This window comes from Micromonospora sp. NPDC048935 (assembly GCF_043197875.1).
Lineage (GTDB): Bacteria > Actinomycetota > Actinomycetes > Mycobacteriales > Micromonosporaceae > Micromonospora.
In genome coordinates this window covers 1,069,517-1,093,011 of record NZ_JBICTZ010000001.1, presented here as the reverse complement: position 1 = coordinate 1,093,011, position 23,495 = coordinate 1,069,517, and the positions used below count along the sequence as shown (strand labels likewise).

General features: G+C 72.4%; 18 protein-coding genes. 11 read left to right on the top strand and 7 right to left on the bottom strand.

Annotation, left to right across the window (positions count from 1 at the left end; translation table 11 throughout):
* Positions 1-179: 179 nt before the first annotated feature.
* Positions 180-2,339, top strand: a complete 2,160-nt coding sequence (locus ACGFIW_RS05385; protein ID WP_393311049.1) for a maltotransferase domain-containing protein — start codon at positions 180-182, stop codon at positions 2,337-2,339.
* Positions 2,327-4,429 carry a 1,4-alpha-glucan branching protein GlgB gene (gene glgB / locus ACGFIW_RS05380; RefSeq protein WP_393311048.1) on the top strand — a complete coding sequence of 701 codons (2,103 nt, stop codon included), beginning with the start codon at positions 2,327-2,329 and terminating at the stop codon, positions 4,427-4,429. The genes ACGFIW_RS05385 and glgB overlap by 13 nt, the downstream gene beginning before the upstream one ends.
* 21 nt (positions 4,430-4,450) lie before the next feature.
* Here the strand turns inward: glgB and ACGFIW_RS05375 are convergent, their stop codons facing one another.
* Positions 4,451-5,491 carry an App1 family protein gene (locus ACGFIW_RS05375; protein WP_393249520.1) on the bottom strand — a complete coding sequence of 347 codons (1,041 nt, stop codon included), beginning with the start codon at positions 5,489-5,491 and terminating at the stop codon, positions 4,451-4,453.
* Between the two features lie 240 nt (positions 5,492-5,731).
* Here ACGFIW_RS05375 and ACGFIW_RS05370 point away from each other — a divergent pair, with 240 nt between their 5' ends.
* The 4 genes from ACGFIW_RS05370 to ACGFIW_RS05355 all read left to right on the top strand — a co-directional run bounded on the left by ACGFIW_RS05370 (position 5,732) and on the right by ACGFIW_RS05355 (position 10,013).
* Positions 5,732-7,348, top strand: coding sequence for a hypothetical protein (locus ACGFIW_RS05370; RefSeq protein WP_393311047.1), 1,617 nt, complete (start codon positions 5,732-5,734; stop codon positions 7,346-7,348).
* Positions 7,349-7,399: 51 nt separating this feature from the next.
* Entirely contained in the window at positions 7,400-8,197 is a 798-nt protein-coding gene (yaaA, locus tag ACGFIW_RS05365) for a peroxide stress protein YaaA (RefSeq protein ID WP_393311046.1), read from the top strand.
* A gap of 106 nt (positions 8,198-8,303) precedes the next feature.
* Positions 8,304-8,969, top strand: coding sequence for a hypothetical protein (locus ACGFIW_RS05360; RefSeq protein ID WP_393311045.1), 666 nt, complete (start codon positions 8,304-8,306; stop codon positions 8,967-8,969).
* Positions 8,970-9,092: 123 nt separating this feature from the next.
* A complete protein-coding gene (locus ACGFIW_RS05355; RefSeq protein ID WP_393311264.1) occupies positions 9,093-10,013 on the top strand; it encodes a TAXI family TRAP transporter solute-binding subunit in 921 nt (306 codons plus the stop codon).
* Between the two features lie 9 nt (positions 10,014-10,022).
* Here ACGFIW_RS05355 and ACGFIW_RS05350 read toward each other — a convergent pair whose 3' ends face one another.
* The 3 genes from ACGFIW_RS05350 to ACGFIW_RS05340 form a co-directional block, all read right to left on the bottom strand.
* The gene (locus ACGFIW_RS05350) at positions 10,023-11,483 is read right to left on the bottom strand and encodes an ATP-binding protein (protein WP_393311044.1); all 1,461 of its coding nucleotides are present in this window, start codon (positions 11,481-11,483) and stop codon (positions 10,023-10,025) included.
* A gap of 9 nt (positions 11,484-11,492) precedes the next feature.
* Positions 11,493-12,149: a response regulator transcription factor gene (locus ACGFIW_RS05345; RefSeq protein WP_357065524.1), complete on the bottom strand. Its 657-nt coding sequence runs from the start codon at positions 12,147-12,149 to the stop codon at positions 11,493-11,495.
* Between the two features lie 83 nt (positions 12,150-12,232).
* Positions 12,233-12,544, bottom strand: a complete 312-nt coding sequence (locus ACGFIW_RS05340) for a hypothetical protein (RefSeq protein WP_393311043.1) — start codon at positions 12,542-12,544, stop codon at positions 12,233-12,235.
* 112 nt (positions 12,545-12,656) lie between these two features.
* Here ACGFIW_RS05340 and ACGFIW_RS05335 point away from each other — a divergent pair, with 112 nt between their 5' ends.
* The gene (locus tag ACGFIW_RS05335) at positions 12,657-12,995 is read left to right on the top strand and encodes a DUF952 domain-containing protein (protein ID WP_393311042.1); all 339 of its coding nucleotides are present in this window, start codon (positions 12,657-12,659) and stop codon (positions 12,993-12,995) included.
* 64 nt (positions 12,996-13,059) lie between these two features.
* Here ACGFIW_RS05335 and ACGFIW_RS05330 read toward each other — a convergent pair whose 3' ends face one another.
* The 3 genes from ACGFIW_RS05330 to ACGFIW_RS05320 form a co-directional block, all read right to left on the bottom strand.
* A complete protein-coding gene (locus ACGFIW_RS05330) occupies positions 13,060-14,823 on the bottom strand; it encodes a CDP-glycerol glycerophosphotransferase family protein (RefSeq protein ID WP_393311041.1) in 1,764 nt (587 codons plus the stop codon).
* A 208-nt stretch (positions 14,824-15,031) separates the two neighbouring features.
* Positions 15,032-17,140 (bottom strand): DUF6077 domain-containing protein, encoded by a 2,109-nt coding sequence (locus ACGFIW_RS05325; protein ID WP_393311040.1) that lies wholly within the window; start codon positions 17,138-17,140, stop codon positions 15,032-15,034.
* 139 nt (positions 17,141-17,279) lie between these two features.
* On the bottom strand, positions 17,280-17,918 hold the full coding sequence (locus tag ACGFIW_RS05320; RefSeq protein WP_393311039.1) for a TetR/AcrR family transcriptional regulator: 639 nt from the start codon (positions 17,916-17,918) through the stop codon (positions 17,280-17,282).
* Between the two features lie 178 nt (positions 17,919-18,096).
* Here ACGFIW_RS05320 and ACGFIW_RS05315 point away from each other — a divergent pair, with 178 nt between their 5' ends.
* The 4 genes from ACGFIW_RS05315 to ACGFIW_RS05300 all read left to right on the top strand — a co-directional run bounded on the left by ACGFIW_RS05315 (position 18,097) and on the right by ACGFIW_RS05300 (position 23,185).
* Positions 18,097-18,990, top strand: a complete 894-nt coding sequence (locus tag ACGFIW_RS05315) for an ABC transporter permease (RefSeq protein WP_393311038.1) — start codon at positions 18,097-18,099, stop codon at positions 18,988-18,990.
* Positions 18,991-19,024: 34 nt separating this feature from the next.
* On the top strand, positions 19,025-19,801 hold the full coding sequence (locus ACGFIW_RS05310) for an ABC transporter ATP-binding protein (RefSeq protein WP_393311262.1): 777 nt from the start codon (positions 19,025-19,027) through the stop codon (positions 19,799-19,801).
* A 146-nt stretch (positions 19,802-19,947) separates the two neighbouring features.
* Positions 19,948-21,462: a D-ribitol-5-phosphate cytidylyltransferase gene (locus ACGFIW_RS05305; RefSeq protein WP_393311037.1), complete on the top strand. Its 1,515-nt coding sequence runs from the start codon at positions 19,948-19,950 to the stop codon at positions 21,460-21,462.
* 34 nt (positions 21,463-21,496) lie between these two features.
* On the top strand, positions 21,497-23,185 hold the full coding sequence (locus tag ACGFIW_RS05300) for a CDP-glycerol glycerophosphotransferase family protein (RefSeq protein ID WP_393311036.1): 1,689 nt from the start codon (positions 21,497-21,499) through the stop codon (positions 23,183-23,185).
* The last annotated feature ends 310 nt before the right edge of the window (positions 23,186-23,495 follow it).

Here is a 23,495-nt window from a genome sequence, read left to right as displayed (position 1 = left end):
GGAACTCGGCGAGCAGCACCGAACCAGCGCCTCCACTCGGGTTTCAGGAAACCGCCGCATCCTGGTCGCCTCGACACCGCGCCTTCAAGGAAGCCGTGTGGATCGTCGCGACTGGGCGGGGCGGGGCACCTGGGGTGCTTGGCCGCGCGCGAACTGATCTCGCGCAGTAGGTTGGCGGGGTGACTGGACGGTTCCCGATCGAAGACGTCTCCCCCGTCGTCTCGTGCGGGCGGTACCCGGCCAAGGCGGTGGTCGACGAGCCGGTTCCGGTGTCGGCCCGCGCCTACCGGGAGGGGCACGACGCGCTGGGCTGCACCGTGGTCTGGCAGGGTCCGGACGGCGTCACCAGGCCGTTCACCCGGATGCGCCCCGGCGAGCCCGGCCAGGACCGCTGGCACGCCACCATCGCACCGGACGCGGTGGGCGAGTGGACCTTCGCCGTCGAGGCGTTTCAGGACCCGTACCTGACCTGGCAGAACGCGGTGACCAAGAAGATCGCCGCCGGGCAGGGGCCGGAGGATCTGGCCAACGACCTGGCCGAGGGCGTCCGGGTGCTGACCGCCGCCCGGGGCCTCGTCCCGACCGCCGACCGGCCCCGGGTCGCCACGGCGCTCACCGCGCTCGTCGACACCGACCTGCCGCTGCCGCAGCGGGTCGAGGAGGCGCTGGCCCTGGCCGACCTGCTCTGGGAGCACCCGGTGCGGGAGCTGGTCACGGCCGGTGACACGTACTCGATCTGGGTGGACCGCAAGCGGGCCCTCTACTCGGCCTGGTACGAGTTCTTCCCGCGCTCGGAGGGGGCCGCGGGAGGCCGATCCGGCACCTTCGCCACCGCCACGGAACGGCTGCCGGGCGTCGCGGCGATGGGCTTCGACGTGCTCTACCTGCCGCCGATCCACCCGATCGGCCGGATCAACCGCAAGGGCCGCAACAACGCGCTCACCGCCGGGCCGACAGACGTGGGCTCGCCGTGGGCGATCGGCGCCGCCGAGGGCGGCCACGACACCATCCACCCCGATCTGGGTACGCCGGCGGACTTCCGGGCCTTCATCCAGGCGGCTGCCGCGCAGGGCCTGGAGGTGGCGATGGACCTGGCGTTGCAGTGCGCGCCGGACCACCCCTGGGTGACCGAGCACCCGGAGTGGTTCACCACCCGGGCCGACGGCAGCATCGCGTACGCGGAGAACCCGCCGAAGAAGTACCAGGACATCTACCCGGTCAACTTCGACAACGACCCGGAGGGCATCCGGGCCGAGGTGCTGCGGGTGGTGCTGCACTGGGTGGGCGAGGGCATCCGGATCTTCCGGGTGGACAACCCGCACACCAAGCCGTTCGACTTCTGGCACTGGCTGATCGCCGAGGTGAAGTCCGTCGACCCAGACGTGCTGTTCCTGGCCGAGGCGTTCACCCGGCCGGCCATCATGCACGGGCTCGGCAAGATCGGCTTCACGCAGTCGTACACCTATTTCACCTGGCGCACGACGGCGGCGCAGATGCGGGAGTACTGCGAGGAGTTGGTTGCCTCGGCCGATCACATGCGGCCGAACTTCTGGCCGAACACACCGGACATCCTGCACGAGTCGTTGCAGCACGGCGGCCCGCCGATGTTCAAGATCCGGGCGGTGCTGGCCGCGCTGCTCTCCCCGTCCTGGGGCCTGTACGCGGGCTACGAGCTGTTCGAGCACGTGGCCCGCCCGGGGGCCGAGGAATACCTGGACAACGAGAAGTACGAGCTGCGCCCGCGCGACTGGGCCGGCGCCGAGGCGCAGGGCCGCTCGCTGGCGCCGTTCCTGACCACCCTCAACCGGGTACGCCGCGACAACCCCGCCCTGCACCAGCTCCGCAACCTGCGCTTCCACGAGATCGACAACCCGGCGCTGCTCTGCTGGTCCAAGCACGACCCGGAGACCGGCAACACGGTCATCGTGATCTGCTCGTTCGACCCGCGGGTCGTGCAGTGGGGCAACACCACCCTCGACATGCCGGCGCTCGGCTTCGACTGGCACGATCGGTTCACCGTCCACGACGAGCTGACCGGCACCAGTTACGACTGGGGTCAGCGCAACGCGGTGCGGCTCGACCCGTACCTGCAACCGGCACACGTGCTGACCGTGCGCCGCCCGACCCCGCCGACCGAGCCGCAGCCGGCCGGCACCGAGCCAGCCGACCTCACCGTGGCCGAGGTGCCGGACGACCTGTCCGGCGGCACCGCGCCGACGACCCCGGCGACCCCGGCCACGCTGGCGTCCCGCTCTGCCGCTGCCCGTTCGTCCGCCGCCCGCTCGTCCCGTTCCGCGCCGACCGCTACCGCCCCGAAGGACGCCCGATGGACCAGCTGATCACCGGCGCGACGCACGACCCGCACGCGCTGCTCGGCGCGCACCCCGCCGACTCCTCGACGACGATCCGCACGATGCGCCGGGGTGCCGGTGACGTGGTGCTGCTCGTCGACGACGAGCGGCACCCGATGAAGCGGGTGCACGACGTGGGCGTCTTCGAGGCGCAGGTCGACGGCACCGTGCTCGACTACCGGGTGGAGGTCGACGGCACCGCGTACGACGACCCGTACCGCTACCCCCCGACCCTCGGCGAGTTGGACCTGCACCTGATCCGTGAGGGCCGGCACGAGCGCCTCTGGGACGCGCTGGGCGCCCGGGTCTTCGACGAGGGCGTCGCGTTCAGCGTCTGGGCGCCGAACGCCCAGGGCGTGCGGGTGGTCGGCGACTTCACCGGCTGGGCCCCGGACGACGGCTGGCCGATGCGGTCACTCGGTTCCAGTGGCGTGTGGGAGCTGTTCGTCCCCAACGCCCGGGTCGGTGCCCGCTACAAGTACCGGGTGCTGGGTGCCGACGGGCAGTGGCGGGACAAGGCCGACCCCCTGGCCGCGTACGCCGAGGTGCCGCCGGCCACCGCCTCGGTGGTGCACCACTCGACGTACCGGTGGGACGACGCGGACTGGCTGGCCCGGCGGGCCGAGCGGCGGCCGCACCAGGAGCCGATGAGCGTCTACGAGGTGCACCTCGGCTCGTGGCGGCCCGGGTTGGGCTACCGCGAGTTGGCCGAGCAACTCACCGCGTACGTCACCGAGTTGGGCTTCACGCACGTGGAGTTCCTGCCGGTGATGGAGCACCCGTTCGGCGGCTCCTGGGGCTACCAGGTCACCGGCTACTACGCGCCGACGTCCCGCTTCGGTGACCCGGACGACTTCCGTTACCTCGTCGACCGGCTGCACGCCGCCGGCATCGGCGTGCTCCTCGACTGGGTGCCCGCGCACTTCCCGAAGGACGAGTGGGCCCTCGCGCGCTTCGACGGCACCCCGCTCTACGAGCACCCCGACCCGCGTCGCGGCGAGCACCCCGACTGGGGTACGTACGTGTTCGACTTCGGCCGCAACGAGGTGCGTAACTTCCTGGTCGCCAACGCGCTCTACTGGTGCGACCAGTTCCACGTCGACGGGCTGCGGGTGGACGCCGTCGCCTCGATGCTCTACCTGGACTACTCCCGGGAGCACGGGCAGTGGGCCCCGAACCAGTACGGCGGTCGGGAGAACCTGGAGGCCATCGCGCTCATGCAGGAGGTGAACGCGACGGTCTACAAGCACCACGCCGGGGTCGTCATGATCGCCGAGGAGTCCACCGCCTGGCCCGGCGTCACCCGGTCGACGGCCGAGGGCGGGCTGGGCTTCGGGTTCAAGTGGAACATGGGCTGGATGCACGACACCCTGCTCTACACCTCGAAGGACCCGATCTACCGCCAGCACCACCACCACCAGCTCACCTTCTCCCTGGCGTACGCGTGGAGCGAGAACTACGTGTTGCCGATCAGCCACGACGAGGTGGTGCACGGCAAGGGCTCACTGGCCGGCAAGATGCCCGGCGACACCTGGCAGCGGCTGGCGAACGTGCGCGCGCTGCTGGCGTACATGTGGGCACACCCGGGCAAGCAGTTGCTCTTCATGGGCTCCGAGCTGGCCGACGACCGGGAGTGGAGCGAGGAGCGCGGCCTCGACTGGTACCTGCTACACGACCCGGCCCGCGCCGGCGTGCAGCGCCTCGTCGCCGACCTCAACCGGGTCTACCGGGACACCCCGGCGCTCTGGGCGCAGGACACCGAACCGGCCGGTTTCCGGTGGATCGCCGGCGACGACGTCGCCAACAACACCGTGTCGTTCGTCCGGATCGCCCCGGACGGCTCGACGCTGGTGTGCGTGGCGAACTTCTCCGCCGAGCCCCTGCACGACTACCGGATCGGCCTGCCGGCCGGCGGCACGTGGACGGAGGTGCTCAACACCGACGCCCACCACTACGGCGGCTCCGGGGTGGGCAACCTGGGCCAGGTACGCGCCGAGGACGTGCCGTGGCACGGGATGGTCGCCTCGGCCGCCCTCCAGGTGCCGCCGTTGGGCGCCGTCTGGCTGCGCCAGGGCTGACCGCCCGAGGGCTGCGCGGGGTCAGACCAGGTTGGCGTCGCGCAGCAGTTGCCACAGGCCGGCGCCGTCCGGCGCGGAGAGCCACTTCTGCCCCACCGGCCCCGACGACGGGCGGCCGGCCGGGGCGGGCAGGGTGCCGGCCAGCACGGACTGGGTCGGGGAGAGCCGGCGGATCGCCACCCCGGCGACGTTCTCCGGGTGGGCGGCGGCGAACTCCCGGTAGATCTCCTGGTCGTGCTGGCCGTCGTCGCCGACCAGCAGCCAGCGCACGTCGGGGAACTCCCGGGCCAGCCGGGCCAGGGTGACCCGCTTGTGTTCCATTCCGCTGCGGAACCAGCGGTCGGCGGTCGGGCCCCAGTCGGTGAGCAGCAGCGGCCCGGCCGGGTAGAGGTGTCGGGACAGGAAGCGGGTCAGCGTGGGCGCCACGTTCCACGCGCCGGTGGAGAGGTAGAAGACCGGGGCGCCGGGGTGCGCGGTGACCAGCCGCTCGTAGAGCACGGCCATGCCGGGCACGGCCGCCCGGGCGTGTTCGTCGAGCACGAACGTGTTCCACGCCGCGAGCAGGGGCCGGGGCAGTGCGGTCACCATCACCGTGTCGTCGATGTCGGAGATGATGCCGAACTTGACCTCCGGGTCGAGGATGCGCACCGGTGCGTCGACCGGCTCGGCATCCGGGACGCTGAGCCGGACCGTGCCCCAACCGGGCGGCAGGTCGGCCTCGACCAGCGTGTCGACGAAGCCGCTGCGGTCGGCCTGCGTCTCGTGCCGCACCCCGCCGGCCTCGATGGTCACCGTGACGTGCTTGTTGGGCAGGGTGGTGAAGCTGCGCCAGCCACGGACCTTGTCCAGCCGGCCCCGCTGCCGGGTGTCCGGTCGGCCCAGCAACACCCGGCACATCACCCGCACCCAACCCGGGGCGCCATAACCGGTGTACGCGACGATGTTGACCCGCCAGCCGGTGCGCCGCAGCCGGCGCTGGACGAGCTGGTGCACGGCGTCCTCGATCCGCGCAGCCCGGTGCAGGTTCGGAACGGCCAGCTGGCCGGCGGGAGTGGGTGGCACGCGCCAACCCTGCCACACCTCGACAGCCACGGCCACGCGAGCCGATCCCGGCCGCGTCGAACCGGCCCAGCCCGGCGAGCCGACTCGGTCGCGCCGAACCGGCACCCAGCCCCGGCGAGCCGGTCCCGGCTGCGCCGAACCGGCCCAGCCCGGCGAGCCGGTCCCGGCTGCGCCGAACCGGCCCGGCCCGCCCGTCGTCCGTGAAACACTCCGGTCGGGACGACGACGGGGGCGTTGGTCGTGTCGCATCCAGAGCAGCACCGTGGGCGACGGCGCCCACGACTCGACCGGCCGGCGCTCGTCGCGCTGCTGTTCGGGCTGGCCGGCGTCGGTTATCGGCTGGTCCTGACGCTGTTCACGGTGCCGGTCTCGAACAGTGACGAGGCGACCTTCGGCCTGGCCGCGCTGCACATCGGGCAGGGCCGGGAACGCCCGGTCTTCCTGTACGGCCAGCACTACATGGGGATGTTGGAGTCGTACCTGGCCGCGCCCCTGGTGGCGGTCGCCGGGCCGAGCTGGCCGGTGCTGCGGCTGCCGATGCTCGTGCTGTACGCGCTGTTCCTCTATCTGATCCACCGGCTGACCCGCCGGCTCTGCACACCCTGGTTCGCCACAGCCGTCGTCGGCCTGCTCGCGCTCGGCGGTGAACGGGTGGTCCGCGACCAGCTCACCGTCGTCGGAGGCCGACCGGAGGTGAAGCCGGCGGTGCTGCTGATGCTGCTGATCACGGTGGGGTTGGCGGCCGGCACCGTGCGCCGCCGGCGGCTCGCCGTCGCCCTGTTCGGCCTGCTCGTCGGGCTGGCCGCCTGGTCGGACTGGCTGATCCTGCCGTACCTGGTGGTGGCCGGGCTCGCCCTGGTGTGGGCGGTGCGGCGGGAACTGCTCGGCTGGTCCGGCCTGCTGCTGGTGGTGGGGGTCGCGGTCGGGATCGCGCCGATGGTCCTCGACAACCTGCGCGCCGGGCCGGGAGAGGACTCGCTGACCGTGTTCCGGGAGGTCAGCACCAAGGCGGGGCCGATGCCGCCGTGGTCCGAGCGGATCCGCGGCGGCCTGCTGGAGGGGGTGCCGCTGGCGCACGGGCTCTGCCCGGTCGACGGTTGCGGACGCTGGCAACAGTGGTCCGGGGTGCTGTACCCGGTGCTGCTGGTGGTCGGCGCGGCGCTCGCGGTGCTCGCGTACCGCCGCGCCGCCGATTCGCGCGGGGAGCGGGTCGGGCCGGTCGTGCAGCTCGCGCTGATCGCCGGTGCCGCGTTGACCCTGTTGTCGTACGTGCGCAGCCCGCTCGCCGCGACCAGCCCGCTGGACAACGCCCGCTACCTGTCGGTGCTGCAACTGTCGCTGCCGGCGGTGCTCTGGCCGCTCTGGGTGGCGGCGCTGACCGCCTGGCGGGGCACCAGCAGCGTGCTCGGCCGGGTCACCGGCGCGCTGTCCGCAGCCGTGCTGGTCGCCCTGGCCGCGACCACGCTGGTGATCACCGTGCTCTTCGCGACCGCCGGCACCGCCGCGTCGCGCACCGAGGAACGCCAGGCCCGGGAGTTGGCCGCCGCGCTGCGCGCCAATGGTCCCCACCAGGTGTACGGGGACTACTGGACCTGCAACCGACTGATCTTCAACACCGACGAGACGGTGGTCTGCGCGGTGCTCGACGGTGACCTGTCCCCCGGGCAGAACCGCTACCGCCCGTACTGGCGGCAGGTGGGGCGGGCCGAACGGCCGGGCTACGTGGTGGAGGTCGACTCCCCGATGGACCGGCGGCTGCGCCGACTGCTCGCCGACCGGGCCGACGCCACGCCGGTCCGCGAGGTCGGCGGCTATCGCGTGTACCACCCCGACACCCCGGTGCGGCCCTGGCGGTAACGGCGGGTCGTACGCTGGCCGGACCGCCGTCCCGTCCGTCGAGGAGAACCGATGCTCATCCTGCTGCCGCCCTCGGAGGGGAAGGCCGACGCCGGCACCGGGCGGCGCTGGTCCCCGCAGCGGCTCTCGCTGCCCGAGCTGAACCCGGCCCGCGAACGGGTGGTGGACGCGTTGGTGGCGCTGAGCGCCGGGCCGGACGAGGCGGCGGCGCGGGCGGCGCTCGGCCTCAGCGAGGGCCAGCGGGGTGAGCTGCGCCGCAACGCCCGGCTGCGGGAGGCGGCCACCGCGCCGGCCGAGCGGCTCTACACCGGGGTGCTCTACGAGGCGCTGGAACTGGCGTCGTTGCCGGTCGCGGCGCAACGGGCGGCCCGCCGGTCGATCCTGATCAGCTCCGGGCTGTGGGGAGCGGTGCGGCTGGCGGACCGGATCCCCCCGTACCGCTGCCCGATCGGCGCCCGCCTGCCGGGTGTCGGGGCGTTGTCGGCGTACTGGCGCGGCGAGCTGGCGCCGGCGGTGGACGCCGCCGCCGGCCGGGGCCCGGTGCTGGACCTGCGCTCCGGCGCGTACGCGGCCACCTGGACGCCGCGTGGGGAGCTGGCCGAGCGGACCGTCACCGTGCGGGTGCTGCACGAGCGGGAGGTCGACGGCGTGCCGGTCCGCTCGGTGGTCAGCCACTTCAACAAGGCGACCAAGGGCCGGTTGGTCCGGGACCTGCTCGTCGCCGGTGCCCGACCGCGCTCCGCCGCGGAGTTGGTCGGCACGCTGCGGGAGTTGAAGCACACCGTCGAGGAGCAGGCCACCGCGCCCGGCCGGGTGCGGCAGGTGGACCTGGTGGTCGCCGACCTGTAGCTGCTCGGCAGCCGCAAGATTTGCTCAAGGCTGGGCCGGAGGAGTTCCGTAACGGCGGCGCAGAGGCCACGGTGGGGGAACCCAGACTCCGACGAGGGAGCCTTCGTTGACCCGCGAACCCGCCCTGCTCGACCGTCCGCGCTCGGCGGTGCCGCCACCCCCGCTGGACTGGCTGACGCTGGGCGACGCGTTCGAGGCCGCCTGCCTGCTGCGCTGCACACCGTCGCCGACCGCCGCCCGGCCGCACGCGGCGCTCCCCGCGCGCCTGCCGGGGGTGGAGTTCAACCGGGAGGACGCCGCGCAACGGATGCGGCAGTTGCTCGCCCGGTTGGACATCCCGGTCACCCACGAGGTCGCCGTCGGGGGCCTGCGCCGCCGCTACGAGCTGCACCGGCTCTGGGTGCCCCCGGAGCAGCGCGGCGCATACGCCCGAATGTTGGACGCGGGCTGGTGGCAGGGGCGGCGTGAGCTGCTCGGTGGGCCGCTGCCCGGGGCCTCGCCGGCACGCCGCGGGTTGGTGACCCGCCTCGCGGCGGCGGCCTGGCGTTCCGCGCTGCTGGCGGCCGGCCGACACGTCCGCCGGCACATCCTCGGTGTGCGGCTCGCCGACCGGGAGTTGTCGGCGGTGCTGATCCGCGGTGCCACCGTGCTCGGCGTTCCGGCCCGGCTGAGCGCGGGCACCGGCTGTTTCCTGGTCAGCGTGGCCGACGGCCCGGACCGGGCGCGGATCCTGAGCAACGCGAAGCTGGAGCCGGCCCGCCCGGCCTGCTGACCGGCGCGCGGGTCACACCCGTCCGGCCCACCGCCGGCAAGGCGGTTGCGCGCACCGGTCCGACGGCGCACAGTGCATCGCGTGAGACGTACCTCATCCCGCCGGCCCCGGCGTCACGGGGCGATGCTGGCGGCCCTGTTGACGGTGCTGCTGACCGCGACCGCAAGCACCGCCGGCTGCCAGGACGCCCCCACCGAACAGACGCTGATCCGGATCGCCACGGGCAGCCCCACCGCCGTCTACTACGCGTTCGGGCAGTCGCTGGCGGCCATCCTCAATCGGGAACTGCCCGACGTCGACGCCCGCGTGGTGATCACCGCCGCCTCCGCGGAGAACGTCCAACTTGTCGAGTCCGGCCGGGCGGAGCTGGGTTTCACCCAGGCCGACGTCCTGCCCACCAGCAGCGCGGGAAGCTCCTCGGTCGAGGCGATCGCCCGGGTCTACGACGACCAGCTGCACCTGGTCACCACGAGCGGTGGGCCGGTGCGCACGCTCGACGACCTGCGCGGCCGGCGGGTCTCCGTCGGCGCACCCCGATCGGGCACCGAGATCACCGCGACCCGGCTGCTGGAGGTGGCCCGCCTCGGTGGCGACGCGGTACGCCGTACACGGCTCGGGCTGGACGACTCGGTGGAGGCGCTGCGCTCGGGGCAGATCGACGCCTTCTTCTTCTCCGGTGGGCTGCCGGTGTGGGGTATCGAGAACCTGGCCCGGCAGCGTGCCACCCGGATCGTGGACCTCAGCGAATGGACCGAGCGGCTGAGCGCGTGCTACGGCCAGGTGTACGTCTCCCGGGACATCCCCCACTCCGTGTACGGGGTCGACGCGGTGACCACGGTGGCCGACCCGAACTATCTGATCGTCAACGTCAGCCTGCCGGAACCGTTGGTCCGGGAGGTGACCCGCCTGCTGATGGACGGGCGGGCCGAGCTGGCCGCCGCGCATCCCGCGGCGGGGCGGATGAGCCCCCGCTCGGCGATCGTCACCGCGCCGCTGACGCTGCACCCCGGCGCCGCCGCGTGGTACCGGGAGGCCAAGCCCTGACGCCTGGTGCTACCGCGTCAGGGTGGGCCGCCAGTCGGTGGCCGGCACGTCGTCCACCGGCTCCGCCGACGGCTCCCGGTCCGGCTCCGGATCCGGTACGGGCTCCGGCGCGGGAAACCACAGGGCGGCCACCAGCCCCCGCGTCTGCCCCGGGCGCATGGTGAGCCGACCGTCGGACGCGTCCACCAGTACGGCGGCGATGGTCAGGCCGAGCCCCGCGCCGTCCACGTTCTGCGCGTCCGGCGCCCGCCAGAACCGCTCCGTCGCCTGGCCGAGCTGACTCCCGGTCATGCCCGGACCGGAGTCGCGCACCTCCAGGGCCACGCCGTCGTCGCGGCGGGCCACGCTCACCGTCACCGCCCCGCCGGCCCCGCTGAACTTCACCGCGTTGTCGATGAGCGCGTCCAGCGCCTGGTCGACGGCCGTCGGCACGGTCTGGGCGTACGCCGGGGCGTCGGTGGTGGTCAGCCGCAACGCGACCGAACGGTGCCGGGCCAGCGGCGCCCACGCGGCCACCCGGGACGCGGCCACCGCGGCGGCGTCCACGGTGACCCGCTCATTCTCCTCCCGCTCGGCACGGGCGAGGGTCAGCAGCGCGTCGAGCACCAACGCCAGCCGGTCGGTCTCCTCCAGCGCCAGCCGGTGCTCGGCACGGCCCTCCGGGTCGGTGAGGCTGGGGCCCAGTTCCTCCACCCGCAGCCGCAGCGCGGTGAGCGGGTTGCGCAGTTGGTGGCTGGCGTGCGCGACGAAGGCACGCTGCCGGTCCATCACGTCGGAGACCACGTCGGCCATGTGGTTGAAGCTGGCCGCCAGACGACGTAGCTCCGGCGGCCCCGGACGCTGCTGCACCCGGGCGCCCCGGTCGCCCTCGGCGATCTCGTGGGTGACCGCGTCCAGCTCGGTGACCGGGCGCAGCACCCAACCGGCCAACCCGAACGCGGTGAGCACGCAGGCCAGCACGGCGAGCAGGCCGGCCAGGGCGAGCAGCGACCACCAGACGGTGACCGCCCGGCGGATCGGGTCGGCGGGGGTCACGATCACCACCGCGCCGAGCACCTCACCACCGTCGTTGATCGGCACCGCCACCACCACCGGGCCGGTCGTCCACGGCCACACCAACTCGGGGGCGCTGGTCTGCTGCCCGGACAGCGCCATGTCCAGCACCGACGCGACCCCCACACCGGGCCGCCAGCTCGGCGACGCGACGGATGTGCTCCCGTCCCGGTCGACGATCGCCGCGCCGATCGCGTAGAGGTTGTCGTAGCTGGTCAGCTCCGACTCGATCGGGCCCGGCCCACCGTCGCGCAGCGCCGGCCCGGCCAGCGAGGCGAACCGGGTCGCGTCGGCGAGCCGGTCGGCACGGACCTGTTCGGTTTCGCGACTGGCCATGGTGACCGCCAGCGGCGTCTCCAACGCGATGAGGACGAGCACCATCAGCAGCAGGTAGCTGATCACCAGTCGACGACGCATGTCCGCCCCTCACGCATCGCGCAGCCGGTAGCCGACGCCACGGACGGTCTCCACCAGCCGGGCGTCGCCGAGCTTGCCGCGCAGGGACCCGACGTGCACCTCGACGGTGTGCCGGTCGGCCCAGGTGGTGCCCCAGGCGTCCAGCAGGATGCGGTCGCGGGGCACCGCCACCCCCGGCTGGCGGGCCAGCGAGAGCAACACGTCGAACTCCTTGCGGGTCAACGTGACGGCCCGGCCGTCCACGGTCACCGTCCGCGCGGCCACGTCGATGTGCACCGAACCGGCCTGGATGAGGTGCCGCTGCGGTGCGGCGTTCGCGGCCCGGCGCAGCACCGCCTCGATCCGGGCCTGCAACTCCACCATCGAGAACGGCTTGACGACGTAGTCGTCCGCGCCGAGACGCAGGCCCAGCACCCGATCGCGTTCCTCACCCCGCGCGGTCACCGCGATGATGCCGAGCTGGCTGCTGCGCCGGCGCAGCTCCCGGCACAGGTCGGTGCCGTCGCCGTCGGGCAGGGTCAGGTCGAGCAGCACCAGGTCGCACGGGGCGGCGGAGAGCGCGGCGGCGACGGTGGCGGCGTGCTCGACCTCGTACCCCCGGCGGGTGAGGGCGGAGGAGAGCGCGGCGGCCACCCGGCGGTCGTCCTCCACCAGCAGGATCCGCACCCGTGCCCCCGTCCGTCGCAGCGCTGTTCTGCGAATGGTGGCAGAAACGCGCACCCGGCGGAAAGCCGCGTGTGGGAACGGCCCTACAGGCCGAAGACGTCGTCGGCGGTGGCGTCCCGGACGCCGTCGGTGAAACCGCGGAAACCCGGGTCCTCGTGGCTGGCCGGCACGCTGGTGACGGTGACCCCGCTCGCCTGGGTGACCGCGTCGACCAGGGGCGGAAAGTCGATCTCGGCGTCGGTGAAGGCGTCGTCGTCCGCCTCGGCCAGGTTGATCACGTGCTGTACGTCATCGGACGGGGTGTCCGGGTCCTCGGCCCACTCGCCACCGGCCCGGTAGCACTCGTCGTACAGTGCGCGCTGGCTGTCGGTCCAGTCGTCGTCGTAGCTCTGCATCGCCCATCCCTCCGCGGCCCTTGACCTGAGCATGCCCGGATCGGGGTGACGGGCGCGGCGGTACCGGGGAAACCGGGCGAGTGTGCCGGCCGCACCCCCGTAGGCTGCGGCGGTGATCTACAAACTGTTGTCGAGCGCGGAATGGGACGACGCCCTCGCCGCCGGTGTCTTCTCCGGCTCCGCCGTTGACCGGCAGGACGGCTTCATCCACCTCTCCGGCGCCGACCAGGTGGTCGAGACGGCGCGGCGGCACTTCGCCGGGGCGACCGGGTTGACCCTGCTGAGCGTGGCGGAGGACCGGTTGGGTGCCACGCTGCGCTGGGAGCCGTCGCGCGGCGGGCAGCTCTTCCCGCACGTGTACGGCCCGCTGCCGGTCGCGGTGGTCGTCGCGGCGCAGGCGTTGCCGGCGGACACCCCGGCCGCCGACGCGGTGGCCGCGCTGCTGGGCTGAAACGAAAGCGCCCGGCCCGAGGGGTGTCGGGGCCGGGCGCTTCCGCGCGGCAGGTACGCCCCGCTCAGCGGCAGAGGCGGTCGATCTCCTCCTGGAACCGGTCCATCGGGTTCGCCTCGGCCGGGCCGAGCAGGTAGGTCTTCAGCTCGCGGCGGGCCTCGGTCATCGGGTCGTCACCGGCCCGGGTCAGCGCCACGATCTTCTCCAACTCGCCGCAGTCCTTGGAGAGCAGGTACGCGGCCCGAGCCGTCGGGTACTCCCGGCGGAAGTCGTCGTCCGACAGGCCGGACGGGTTCGCCACCACGTACGGCCGCTGACTCTGCACGAAGTCGGAGACCACACTGGACACGTCACTGATCAGCAGGTCGGTCTGGTTGAAGCAGTCGAACAGCGCCGGCGTACGGCCGGTGACCACCAGGTGGGCGGTGCCGTCCAGGGAGGACGCGTTCGGGTCGCCACCGGCGGCGCGGACGGCCGTCACGATCCGGTCGTGCACCGCCCTGGCCGCCCTGGACCGCGAGCCGGTCAGCGGGTGCGGCTTGTAGATCAGACGCAGCCGGGGCGTCGCGGCGAGCAGCCCCTTGACGATCCGCTCGCCCATCAGCACCAGGGAGGTGTGGTACGGGTCGTCGTCGAGCCAGCCCTCCCAGGTGGGGGCGTAGAGCACGGTGAACGGCCGGTCCACGAACTCGGCGCCGAAGGTGTGCACGCCGGCGAGCTGCGGGCGACCGATCTCGACGATGTCCGAGTCGAGCACCCCCACGCCGGCGCGGGCGTAGCGCTCCCGGCCGGCCAGGCCGGCGACCCAGACCTCGTCGTACACCTTGCTGTAGGGGTTGACGCTCGCCTGCTTGTCGCTGTCGCCGTGCCCGACGAAGACGTGCTTCGTGCTCGGCTCACGGAGCATGTGGATGTTCGCGCCGACGTTCGCCGAGTAGAGCGCGGCGCGGATGCCGGTGAGGTCGAGGTTCATGAAGTCGACACCGGCCGGCACGCAGATCACCGGCAGCCGGGTGTCGGCCAACTCCAGGAACGCGTCCCGGTTGCGCAGCAGCACCACCGCGCGCTGCTGGAGCGCCTCGGTCGGGGCGAGCCACATGTTGGCCTGGTAGACGTCCTTGGCCGGCCCGGCGAAGTAAAGCGCCACCTCGGGCCGGTAGGTGTCCAGCCAGCGCTGCACGGCCGGAAGCAGCGGCCCCTCCCCCGTGCTCCGACCCCGGCCGCGCAGCCAGGTCAGCGCGGTGATGGCACCCACCAGGCCGGTCGCCACGACGGCCACCGCGGCGGCGCCGAAGAACGGCGTCAGGTCGTGCCGCACCGCGGCGGCCACGGCGGCCGGCACCAGCAGCAGGTTGAGCAGGGGCATCCGGTCACCGGTGACCGCCGCCACCCAGGCCGGCAGTTGCGGGGCGGAGCGCAGCTCACCCAGCTCGATGTTGCGCACCATGGCGGAGAGCGGGTTACGACGCTCGATCATGATGGAGAGCGCCCCGGCGAAGACCGACACGACCCACACCGCGGCCGGCAGCGCCAGCAGCAGGGTCAGCTCACCGCCGCCGAGCCGCACCTCGGCGGCGACCAGCAGCACGGCCGCGAGGTCCCGGGCCAGCTGCCGGTACGACCAGTGCAGACCCACCTTCTCCAACAGCAGCAGCGATGGGGGTGACCAGCGGGCGACGGCGAACTCGCCGATGATGGCGGCCAGTCCGGCGACGGCGAACAGGCCCACCCAGCCGAAGACACCCGCGACGAGCATGACCAGGTAGGCCAGCACCAGCAGGGCGGCGCTGGCGGCCACTCCGATGCGACCTGAGAACGTGCCGAACAACGAGTTCGCTCCCTACGATTTCCGTACCGGGCTGGGCTCGGTCTGCGCAGACCAGGAGCCGGGACCGCAGCGCCTGGTGGACGCGCGTCACGTCACGGCAGCCCCCGGCTGACGAACGTGACTGCGACCCTAACGCGAGACTGCGTGAGGGTATCGAGCGGGTATCCGTACGGAAACCCGACCAAACCGACCACCGGCCCGACCCGCCTCAGGATCCGCCGGTGATCGAGCCGGGGCGATAGCAGACCATGGCGCCCGGCGCCTTCCGCGACGCGAAGGGTGCCAGCCCGAGGGCGGGGGTCGCCGCCGCGCTGACGGTGTTGCCCTTCCACAGGCACACCATGCCCACGCCAACCCTGGCCATAGCCTCGGCGACCGCGGGAACGGCGACGGGCTCCGTGCCGTCGGCGAACCTCGCGAGCAGCAGCCTGTCCTGCGCGAACGGCGTCTCGGGTCCGTAGTCGGTGAGATACAGGTCGCGGGGCAGCACCACGCGGACCTCCGAGGTGACCTGCGGGAGCGACCGCATCACCGACGACGGTGCGAGGACCAGGCCGGCGGGGTGGTCCAGCGTCTTGATCCAGAAGGAGGCGGCCTTGCGGTTCTCCGGCATCCGCCAGGTCGGCTTCGTCTGGATCACCTGCCCCTCCCACATCGGCTTTCCCTGCGTGAAGAAGAGGAACACCAGGACGACGGGGAGGGCGAAGGCGAGGACCCGGCTCGTCCGGGCCAGCCCGGGCAGGCGGATGACCGCGAGGACACCGACGAGCGCCGGCACGGGCAGGATCCACGGCACCCGCCAGAGCACGGCCGTCAGCCCGCTGAGGTCACCGCCGAACTTCAACAGGCCGGGGACCATCAGCACCGTGACCGCCAGCGCGGCGCCGACGGCCAGTTGCTGCGGCACACCACGACGGAGCAGGAGGGGCGACCACCAGACGGCGAGCCCACCGATGACGCCGAGGACGCCGAGCCACAGCGTCAGCTCGTAGATGGTCCGCAGCGGCAACAGCGGAGAGTACGTCGCGGCGGCCTCCTCCACCCCACCGCGCAGCACCTGGACGAGCACGCCGGACAGCAGGGGATAGACCGAGAGCACCGCGAAGCACACGATGGCCTCCCGCGTGCGCCGGGTGACGAGCAGCACCGCGCCGGCCGCCGCGGCGAGCAGCGGCAGCAGGAAGACCGCGGTGGTGGTGTAGCCGACAGCAGCGACCGAGAGCAGGGTGAGCAGGAGCAGGGCCCGCCGCGAGCGGTGCTCCAGGTAGTCGGTGAGGTACACCCAGGCGAGGGGGATCAGCGCGTGGACGAAGACGCTCTTGCCCTGGGTCAGCCGGGGCAGGTGGTAGGTGTTCAGGGCGTCGGCGTAGTACGCCACGAGCAGGATGTAGGCCGCCGCGACGCCGAACGCGACGAGCGGGCGTCGCGGGGCCCAGCGCAGCACGAGCCGCCACAGCGCGAAGACCGCGAAGACGGCCAGCACCGGCAGCAGCAAATACCACAGCACCGACGCCGTGTGCACATGCAGGGCGCGGGCGAGCGCCCCGATGAACACCTCGAAGGAGGGCAGCGGCGGGTTCGCCGAACCGCCCGGCAGCACGCCCTCGGTGAACAGGAAGTCCTTGAACGGGATGTTGTCCCGGTCGGCGACCCAGACCGACTTGCCGACGTAGAAGACGTCGTCGAGCGACACCCGGTCGATCAACGTGGCGAAGTAGGCGGCGGCCAGGGACACGACGAGGACCACGTACCCCTGCACGGGGGTGGTCCGCTGGCCGGCGGGCGCGGCGACCGCGTCGGTCGCCCCGCCGCGGCGGGGCAGGGCCAGCCAGGCGGAGACGACCGAGACGAGGCCGAGGCCGGCGGCCAACCACCAGCTCACCGCGCCACGACCGAGGGCGGCGAACAACGCCGCGCCGAATGCGGCACCGACCGGCAGCGCGTACCGACGCAGCAGCGACGCGCGGTCGGCGGGCCGCTCGCTCGGGGCGGGGGCGGTCTCGTCGTCGGTCTGCCGCACCACCGGGTCGTGACGGCGCAGTCGCCAGGCCGCGTACGCCGCGACCGGTTGTAGGACGACCCAGATGAGGAAGACGACGGACGGGCGCAGGTCGAGGCCGAGGTTGAGGTGGTAGAGCAGCGTCCAGATGGCGAAGCTCACCACCGCCGCGTCGGTGCACACCACGGGTGCGGCCGCCACCGCGGCGTTGAACCGCCCGATCAGACCGGGGCCCCGTCCGGGTCGAGCACCCGCGCTCGGGGTGTCCTTCTGGCTGCCTGCCGCTGAGGCCACAACAGCGTCTTCGACTTGCGTCACGGGGCGTCCTTGTCGTCCGGCGGCGGGTTGAGGGGCGAGAGGCGGATGTCTGACCGGTGACCGGCCGGGGGTCAGGGGGCAGCGTAGCGGAATCGGACAGCGGGACCGCCGCTGCGGGCGGCGGAGTGTCGGAGGCTGGTCAACCCGATATCGGGGCTGTTCGGGGACGGGGTAGGGGGCTGTCGGCGCCGAGCCCGGCGGCCACGGATTCGACCAGGTTGTCGAGGTAGCTGTCGGTGAGTGGGAGACGGGCGATGGCCAGCCGCCAGTAGAGCGGGCCCACGATGAGGTCGACCGCCGCGTCCGGGTCGGTGTCGGTGGGCAGTTCGCCGCGCCGCACGGCGCGGGCGACCAGGCGACCGCCGATCTCCTGCTGACGGGCGTGCAACACCTGACGCAGGGTCGCGTCGATGCTGGGGTTGCGGGCCGCCTCGGCCAACAGGTCCGGGATGATCTGCGACGCCAGCGGGTGGCGCAGCGCGTGCGCCACCGCCTGGAACAGCAGCGCGAGGTCACCGCGCAGGGTGCCGGTGTCCAGCACCGGCAGCTTGCCGTGTGCCGCCGCGGCGACGATCTCCAGCACCAGGTCGAGCTTGGAGTTCCACCGTCGGTAGATCGCCGTCTTGCTGACGCCGGCACGACGAGCCACCGCCTCGATGGAGAGCCGGCCGTAGCCGACCGCGGCCAACTCCTGCGTCAGCGCGCGCCGGATGGCCGTGGTGATCTCGCCACGGAGCACTGCCGCGCCGGCCGGGGCACGCCTCTTCTCGGTCGTCACCAGGGACTCTTATCGCAGCTCACGGTGCCCAGAGTAGCGCAACGACGATACGGTTGCGTCCCGACGTGTTTCGGACTACTGTCCTCGCAGCGACGAGGCGGCGCCCCGCGCACATCTCCCACTAGGATTCCATCGTCGTGAGCCACCCGTCTGCACGAAAGATCGGAGCGCCATTCCCATGGCCACCACCGCGCTGGTCGACCCCGACACGGGCCTGACCCAGGCGCAGCTGGCCGCTCGGCACGGGCTACGGGTCGCCGGTGAGCGACCGACCCTCGTCGAGTACAGCCGCCAATTGTGGGCCTACCGGCACTTCATCGCCGCGTACGCCAACGCCAAGCTGGTCGCCTCGTACAGCAACGCCAAGCTGGGCCAGCTCTGGCAGGTGCTCACCCCGCTGACCAACGCGGCGGTCTACTACCTGATCTTCGGGGTGGTGCTGGCACAGAACGACATGCCGAACTACATCGCCTACCTCACCACCGGGCTGTTCATCTTCAACTTCACCCAGAGCGCGGTCCTGGCCGGCACCCAGTCGATCAGCAGCAACCTGGGGCTGATCCGGGCACTGCACTTCCCCCGGGCCAGCCTGCCGCTGTCCACGACGTTGACGCAGTTCCAGCAACTGCTGGCGTCGATGGTGGTGTTGGTCGGCATCGTGCTCGTCACCGGGGAACCGATCACGCTGGAGTGGCTGCTGCTGGTGCCGGCCCTGTTCCTCCAGGCGGTGTTCAACGCCGGCGTCGTGCTCGTGGTGGCCCGGCTGGGCAGCAAGTCGAGCGACCTGAAGCAGGTCATGCCGTTCGTCATGCGCACCTGGATGTACGGCTCCGGCGTCCTCTACAGTGTCAGCCTCTTCGAGCGGCTGCCGAGCTGGGCGACGACGCTCGTGCAGTACAACCCGCTGCTCGTCTACATCGAGCTTGCCCGGTACACGCTGCTGGAGGAAGCACCACTGCTCAACGAGTCGCTGGCCCAGCTCTGGCTGGTCGGCGGCGGGTGGGCACTGCTCGCCGGCCTGGGCGGGTTCATCTACTTCTGGCGCGGCGAACAGGAGTACGGCCGTGGTTGAGCGGTTCGACGCCCCCATCGGGGCGAGCGCGACGATGACGTCGACGCAGGAGCGCATCCCGACAGTGGTCGTGGACGACGCGCACATCATCTACCGGGTGCACAAGGGTGCCGCCGGCGGCACCACACCGGTGGCCGCGCTGCGCCGGCTGGTCAAGCGCACCCACGCCCCGAACATCCGGGAGGTGCACGCGGTCAAGGGTGTCTCGTTCACCGCGTACCGGGGCGAGGCGATCGGGTTGATCGGCAGCAACGGCTCCGGCAAGTCCACGATCCTGCGGGCCATCGCCGGCCTGCTGCCGGTCAACCGGGGCGCGATCCACACCCAGGGGCAACCGTCGCTGCTGGGCGTGAACGCCGCCCTGCTCAACGACCTCTCCGGGGAACGCAACGTCACCCTCGGTTGCCTGGCCATGGGCATGCACCCGGACGAGGTGGCCAAGCAGGCCGCGGGCATCATCGAGTTCTCCGGGATCAACGAGCGGGGTGACTTCGCCAGCCTGCCGATGCGGACGTACTCGTCGGGCATGGCGGCCCGGCTGCGGTTCTCCATCGCCGCCGCGAAGAAGCACGACGTGCTGCTCATCGACGAGGCGCTCGCCACCGGCGACAAGGGCTTCCGCAAGCGCAGCGAGCAGCGGGTCCGCGAGCTGCGCGAGGGCGCCGGCACGGTGTTCCTCGTCAGCCACCAGCTCTCCTCGGTACGGGACACCTGCGAGCGGACGATCTGGCTCGAATCGGGCGTCCTGCGGATGGACGGGCCCACCGACGAGGTCATCCGGGCCTACGAGGCGTACGCGAACAGCAAGTAGGTCGCCGGCGGACCGCCGGCATCGACACGGCACCACGGACCGCGTCGCCCGCGTTGGGGCGGCGCGGTCCGCGCGTTAAGGTTCATCCCGTCGCCGCTCGGGCGGAACCTTCCGTTAACGCATCCGAAGAGAGTGAGGATCCGGCAATGACGCAGGACCAGACCACTGGCCCGGACGCCGTGGCGGAGACCCCGACGCCGTGGCGACCCTCGCGGACGGTGGCCGTGGTTCTGGCCGGAGGCACCGGGACGCGGCTGGGCCTCGGCATCCCGAAGCAACTGCTGAAGATCGCCGGCAAGCCGATCATCGAGCACACCCTGGCGGTCTTCGAGGCGGCACCGGAGATCGACGAGATCATCGTGTTGATGGCGACCGGTCACGTCGACGACGCCCGGCAGATCGTCGAGAAGGCCGGCCTGCGCAAGGTCACCAAGGTGATCGAGGGTGGTGACACCCGCAACGCCACCACCCGGATCGCACTGGACGCGGTCGGCCCGGCGGACTGCAACATCCTCTTCCACGACGCGGTACGCCCGCTGCTCAGTGGCCGGATCGTGCGCGAGTGCGTCAACGCGCTGTGGACCTACGACGCCGTGGACGTGGCCATCCCGTCCGCCGACACGATCATCCAGGTGGACGACGACGACTGCATCACCGACATCCCGGTGCGCTCCCGGCTGCGCCGCGGGCAGACGCCGCAGGCGTTCCGCTCCCCGACCATCCGCGAGGCGTACCGGATCGCCGAGGACGACCCGGACTTCGCCGCCACCGACGACTGCGGCGTGGTCCTGCGGTACCTGCCCGGCACCCCGATCAAGGTGATCGACGGCTCCGACGAGAACATCAAGGTCACCCACCCGGTCGACGTGCACCTGGCGGACAAGCTCTTCCAACTCGCCGCGGCGCAGGCACCCCGGCTGACCGACCACCGTAGCTACTCGGAGGAGCTGACCGGCCGCACCATCGTGGTGTTCGGCGGCAGCTACGGCATCGGCCACGAGCTGGCCGAGCTGGCCCGCCGCTACGGCGCCCAGGTCTTCCCGTTCAGCCGCTCCAGCACCGGCACCCACGTGGAGCGGGCCGCGGACGTCGAGGCCGCGCTGACCACCGCCTTCGAGGCCACCGGCCGGATCGACCACGTGGTGGTCACCGCCGGGGTCCTGGAGAAGGGCGCCCTCGCCGAGATGGACGAGGAGACGATGGACCGGGTGCTCCAGGTCAACTTCGTCGGCCCGGTGACCATCGCCCGGCAGGCCCTGCCCTACCTCCAGCAGACCAAGGGCCAGCTCCTGCTCTACACGTCCAGCTCCTACACCCGGGGGCGGGCCCGCTACGCGCTGTACTCGGCCACCAAGGCCGCGCTTGTCAACCTGACCCAGGCGCTCGCCGACGAGTGGGCCGACGTCGGCGTCCGCGTCAACTGCATCAACCCGGAGCGGACCGCGACGCCGATGCGTACGCGGGCCTTCGGCGAGGAGCCGGAGCACACCCTGCTCGCCGCGGAGGCCGTCGCCCAGTCGTCCCTGGACGTGCTGATCTCCGACCTGACCGGCCAGGTCATCGACGTACGCCGGGCACCCGGCGACGGGTCCGCGCCGAGCGTGCCGGCCCAGACCGGGAGTCAGGTCGAGGCGCCGGCCGGCGCGGCGTCGACGAGCTGACACCGACCGGCGGCGGAACCACGAACGGAGCGACATGCGCGGCGACCTGGTCCGAAAGCTGGCCGCCCGGTGCCTGAGCACCGGGTTGGCGGTGCTGGCCTTTGTCGTGCTGGCGCTCACCGGCGCCACCGGCTGGGGGCTGGCGTTGGCCGTCGCCGCGCTGGCCGCCTCGGCCGCCGAGCAGCGGATCCGACCCACCGCCGACCTCGTCGCGGAGACGACGCTCGTCGCCGCCGCGATCCTGGTCGGCTACTCCCGACGGCTGGACGACGGGCTCAGCCTCACGCTTGTCGCCACCGCCCTGGTCCTGCTGGGGCTGGTGCTGCTGGTGGGGCCCCTGCGTACCGCCGGCAACCTGGAGATCCGCACGGCCAACCTGCCGGTTCGCGCCTGGACGCCGCTGGTCGCCGACCGGCTCGGCACCATCCTGCTCGGACTGCTCGCCGTCCTGGCGCTGGCCGCCGCGCTCACCCTGCCGCCCGGCGTGGCGTTGGCCGCGAGCCTGCTGGTCGGCGTCGGCACCGGTGTGGTCGCCCTGGACCTGGCTCGGCGGCGCTTGCGGCCGGGAGCCGGTGGCGGCCCGGTGGCTCGGGCGCTGCGGCGGCACCAGCCGGAGTTCCTGCTCTACTTCTCCGCGCCGCCCGGCTCGGAATACCAGGTCACCATGTGGCTGCCGTACCTGCAGCGGATCGGCCGGCCGTTCCTGGTCGTGCTGCGCGAGCCGGAGTTCCTGGCCCCCATCGCCGCGGCCACCGACGCGCCGGTGGTCTACTGCCCCACCCTGCGGGCGATGGACGAGGCGCTGGTGCCGAGCCTGCGGGCGGCGTTCTACGTCAACCACGGCGCGAAGAACAGCCACTGCATCCGCTTCACCCAGCTCACCCACGTGCAACTGCACCACGGCGACAGCGACAAGGCGCCGAGCGCCAACCCGGTGTCCGGGATCTTCGACCGGATCTTCGTGGCCGGCCCGGCGGCGATCGACAGGTACGCCCGTGCCGGCGTGCGGATCCCGGCGGACAAGTTCGTGGTGGTGGGCCGCCCGCAGGTCGAGTCGATCCAGGTGCGCCCGGAGCCGGCGCGGGGGTTGGCGCATCCGACGGTGCTGTACACGCCGACGTGGACCGGGCACCACGCCGACGCCGACTACTGCTCGCTGCCGGTGGCCGAGGGGCTGCTGCGCCGACTGGTGGAGCGCGGCGCGACAGTGATCCTGCGGGCCCACCCGTACACGGCACAGAACCCGGCCTCGGCCCGCCAGTTGGGTCGGCTGACCGAGCTGCTCGTCGCCGATCGGGCCAGCAGCGGTCGCCCGCACGTGGTCGGTGCGGCGGCCCGCGAGCTGAGCCTGACCGAGTGCGTGAACTCCTCGGACGCGCTGGTCTCCGACGTGTCCGGGGTGATCTCGGACTACCTCTACTCCAGCAAGCCGTACGCGGTCATCGACATGGGCGACGAGGGCGACCGGTTCACCGAGCGGTTCCCGCTCGCCGCGTCGGGTTACGTGCTGCGTCGGGATCTGTCCAACCTGGACGGTGTGCTGACCGCACTGCTGGACACCGACCCGCTGGCCGCCGAACGCTGGGCCACCCGCCGACGCTACCTGGGTGACTTCCCCGCCGAGTCGTACGCGGAGGCGTTCCTGGCCGCCGCCCGCCGGGAGTTGGCGGCGACGGAGGCCCCCGCGGCCGAGCGTTCGCCGCAGCTCTCCCCCCTCGTCTGATCCCCGAGACGCGCCCTAGCCCTTTCCACCCGAAACGCCACCAACGCCGCCCTCGCCACACCTGCGAATCGGACCGTTCCGTGCGCTTCTCCGTGCTGGCGCGATTCCCCGTCCTACGGCGCAAAATCTTCGGCCCGTCGATCTAACCAACCGGACACGGTCCTGTCTCTGCGGCAGGCGTCCCTCGCGGATCGCCGTACGTAGTACGTCGGCAATGCGGTCACGCAACGGACGCTGCCCGAGCCGCCCGGAACCAGCAGCAATTCATCCGACCTACATCGGCCTTGTCGCTGCGGAGAGTCGCCTTGCC